At 73.8% G+C, this 3,641-nt stretch carries 3 protein-coding genes; all 3 read left to right on the top strand.

Features of this window, described 5'->3' with window-relative positions:
* Nucleotides 1-1,268: N-acetylglucosamine-6-phosphate deacetylase (gene nagA / locus DY240_RS23665; protein WP_147375483.1), on the top strand; the 1,268-nt coding region annotated here is incomplete at its 5' end.
* 65 nt (nucleotides 1,269-1,333) lie between these two features.
* Nucleotides 1,334-2,158 carry a GNAT family N-acetyltransferase gene (locus tag DY240_RS23660; protein ID WP_199702240.1) on the top strand — a complete coding sequence of 275 codons (825 nt, stop codon included), beginning with the start codon at nucleotides 1,334-1,336 and terminating at the stop codon, nucleotides 2,156-2,158.
* 111 nt (nucleotides 2,159-2,269) lie between these two features.
* Nucleotides 2,270-3,466, top strand: coding sequence for a quinolinate synthase NadA (gene nadA / locus DY240_RS23655; RefSeq protein WP_119662193.1), 1,197 nt, complete (start codon nucleotides 2,270-2,272; stop codon nucleotides 3,464-3,466).
* Nucleotides 3,467-3,641 lie beyond the last annotated feature (175 nt).

Here is a 3,641-nt window from a genome sequence, read left to right as displayed (position 1 = left end):
CCGGCGGCTCCCGGCCCGGCGACCATCCCGAGCCCGAACGGCGGCCCGCGCCCGCGCGCCGGCCGGTGCGCACCGCGCTCACCGGCGGCACCCTGCTGTGGTCCGACGGCCGGCTGGCGCCCGGCACCGTGGTGTTCGGCAACGGCGTCATCCAGACCATCGCGGCCGGCGTGGTCTCCGCCGGCACCGACCCCACCGACGCCGTCCAGGTCGACATCGTCCACGACGTCACCGGCCGCATCGTCGCGCCGGGCTTCGTCGACACCCACGTCCACGGCGGCTTGGGCGCGAACGTCATGACCGCCGACGCCGCCGCCGGCACCCGCATCTCCCGCTGGCTGGCCGCGGGCGGCGTCACCGCCTGCGTCGCCACCACGGTCAGCGTCGACACCGATCAGCTGCACCGGACGCTGGCCGGGCTGGCGGCGCTGCGCGGACGGCTGGCCGGCGGGCTGGGCATCGAGCTGCTGGGCGTCCACGTCGAGGGTCCGTTCCTCGCGCCGGATCACCGCGGTGTCCACCGGCAGGAGCACCTACGGCTGCCGTCCGCCGAGGCCGTCGACGCCCTGCTCGAGGCCGGCGACGGCGCCGTCCGGGTGGTCACACTCGCGCCGGAGCTGCCCGACGGCATGGACACCGTCGCGCGGCTCGCCGACGCCGGTGTGCACCCGTCGCTCGGCCACTCCGGCGCCTCGTTCCAGCAGGCCAAGGCCGCCATCGGCCGTGGGCTGGACCGCGCCACGCACCTGTTCAACGCGCTGCCGCCGATCCACCACCGCGCGCCCGGCCCCGTGCCCGCCCTGCTCACCGACCCGCGGGTGCGCTGCGAGCTGGTCGGCGACGGCGTCCACGTCGCGCCGGAGATGCTCCGCTTCGCCGTCGACGTCGCCGGCTGGGAGCGGATCATGCTGGTCAGCGACGGATGCGACGTCGCCGGCCTGCCGCCGGGACGGCAACGGCGGTGGGACGGCACCGAGGTCGAGGTCACCGAGACCGCGGCGCGGACACCCGGCGGAACGGTCGCCGGCAGCGTGACCCGGCTGGGCGACGCGCTGCGCACCGTCGTCCACGACGGCGGCATCGCCCTCAGCGACGCGCTACGGATGGCCTCGGCCGTGCCCGCGGAGTCGCTCGGCCTGGACGACCGCGGCCGGCTGACGCCCGGCTGCTTCGCCGACATCGTCGTCCTCGACGAGGACCTCCGCGTCCGGACGACCTACGTCCGCGGCGAGATCGTCTTCGACCGCGAGGAGATGGGGCCGGACTGAGTCCGCCCGGCTCGCTGGTGCTGCGGCGCCGGACCTGATGATGTGGAGACATGCGGATCCGGCCGATGCGACCCGAGGACGTCGGCGCAGCGGAGCGTCTGACGGCGCTCGCCTGCGGATCCGACCGGCCTGACGACCGGCGGCGCCACTGGAGCGACCGCGCCCGGCACCTGCTGACGACCGATCCGGGCGGCTGCTGGGTCGCCGACGACGACGGCGGCGCGGTCGTCGCCGGCGTGGCGATCGCGCTGCGCCGCGACCTGCTGTGGGTGCTGTCGACGTACGCCGTCCACCCCGATCACCAGGGCCGGGGCATCGGCACCGCGCTGCTCGACGCCGCCGTCGGCTACGGCGCCGGCTGCCTGCGCGGCATGCTGACGTCGCGGCCGGACCCTCAGGCGCTGCGGCGCTACCGCGGGGCCGGCTTCACGCTGCACCCCACCATGCGGCTCACCGGCGTGGTCGACCGGTCCGCGCTGCCCGCCGTCGACGGCGTCCGCCCGGGCACCACCGCGGACCTCGACCTCGTCGACTCCGTGGACCGCCGGGTGCGCGGGGCCACCCACCGGCCCGACCACCCCTTCGTCATGGCGCACAGCACGCTACTGGTCTGCGACCTGCTCACCGGCAGCGGCTACGCGTTCCTGGCGCCGCGGGGCGTCACCCGGCTGGCGGCGACGAACCGCGCCGTCGCGCAGCGGCTGCTGTGGTCGGCGCTGGCCCGGACGACGCCCGGGTCGCCTGTGAACGTGCGGAATCTCACATCCGACCAGGAGTGGGCCATCGACGTCGGCCTCGTCGCAGGTCTGCGCCTCGACCAGGACGCCTACCTGGCGTTACGGCACATGCGGCCGCCCGCGCCGTACGTTCCGTCCCTCGCTTTCGGTTGACGGCGTGGGACGATGATGAGTACGGCGCGTGTTGTCATCAGCGCCGAGGCGACGCGGTCGCACGCCCACGACGTCGTTGGCGCCGACTGCCGGAGAAAGGGCTGACGAGCCGTGACCGTGACCCAGACCCCGTCGACACCCGTCCCGCTGCTCCTGCTGGGCCGGGGCGCCGACCCGCAGAGCGAACGCGGCGTGGAGTGTCCGGGCGACCTGCCCGCCGCCAGCGACCCCGACCTCGTCGAGCGTGCCCGGGCGGCGCGCGAGGCGCTAGGCGAGCGCGTGTTCGTCCTGGGGCACCACTACCAGCGCGACGAGGTCATCCAGTTCGCCGACGTCACCGGCGACTCCTTCAAGCTAGCCCGCGACGCCGCCGCCCGCCCCGAGGCGGAGTACATCGTCTTCTGCGGCGTGCACTTCATGGCCGAGTCCGCCGACATCCTGACCGGCGACCACCAGCAGGTCGTGCTGCCCGATCTCGCCGCCGGCTGCTCGATGGCCGACATGGCCCGCATCCTGCAGGTCGAGGACGCATGGGCGCGGCTCGAGGAAGCCGGCGTCGCGGCGTCGACCGTCCCGATCACCTACATGAACTCGTCGGCCGACATCAAGTCGTTCTGCGGCCGCAACGGCGGCGCCGTCTGCACGTCCAGCAACGCCAAGCAGGCCCTGGAGTGGGCGTTCTCGCCCGAGGGGGCCGGCGGCGAGAAGGTGCTGTTCCTGCCCGACCAGCACCTGGGCCGCAACACCGCCGTCCTGCAGCTGGGCCTGTCGCTGGACGACTGCGTGGTCATCGACCCGCACAAGCCGGGCTTCGGCGTCACCGACGACGAACTCCGCGCGGCAAAGATGCTGCTCTGGAAGGGCCACTGCTCGGTGCACGGCCGGTTCACCGCCGAGTCGGTGGCCGAGGTCCGCGAGCGCATCCCCGACGTCAACGTGCTCGTCCACCCCGAGTGCCAGCACGAGGTCGTCGTCGGCGCCGACTACGTCGGGTCGACGGAGTACATCATCAAGACCATCGCCGCCGCGCCGGCCGGCTCGGCCTGGGCCGTCGGCACCGAGCTCAACCTCGTCAAGCGTCTGGCCTCCGAGCACCCCGACAAGACCATCGTGTTCCTGGAGAAGACGGTCTGCTTCTGCGCGACGATGAACCGCATCGACCTCCCGCACCTGGTGTGGGCGCTGGAGAACCTGGTCGAGGGCCGCGTCGTCAACCGCATCGAGGTCGACGCCGACACCGCCCACTGGGCGCGGGTCGCGCTCGACCGCATGCTCGCCCTGCCCGGCAGCGGCGCCGTCAAGGACTGACCCGGCTTGTTGGGGGCTCCCCGTCCCCCTGCTGCCCCATTCTCTTGCCGCGAACGGGCGCGTCAAGCGGACAATTGGGCGCTTCGCGCGACGATGACCGCTTGACCCGCGGCTCCGCGGCGAAGAACGGGCAGCTATCAGGGGGACGGGGAGGATGTGGGCACGCCTCACGCTT

Origin of the sequence: Jiangella rhizosphaerae, assembly GCF_003579925.1 — a bacterium.
Taxonomy (GTDB): Bacteria; Actinomycetota; Actinomycetes; order Jiangellales; family Jiangellaceae; genus Jiangella; species Jiangella rhizosphaerae.
This window is presented reverse-complemented; position numbering and strand designations above follow the sequence as displayed.

Excerpts from the sequence above, each read along its gene's own strand:
- DY240_RS23660 (WP_199702240.1), top strand. The coding sequence starts at position 1,334 with ATGCGACCCGAGGACGTCGGCGCAGCGGAGCGTCTGACGGCGCTCGCC.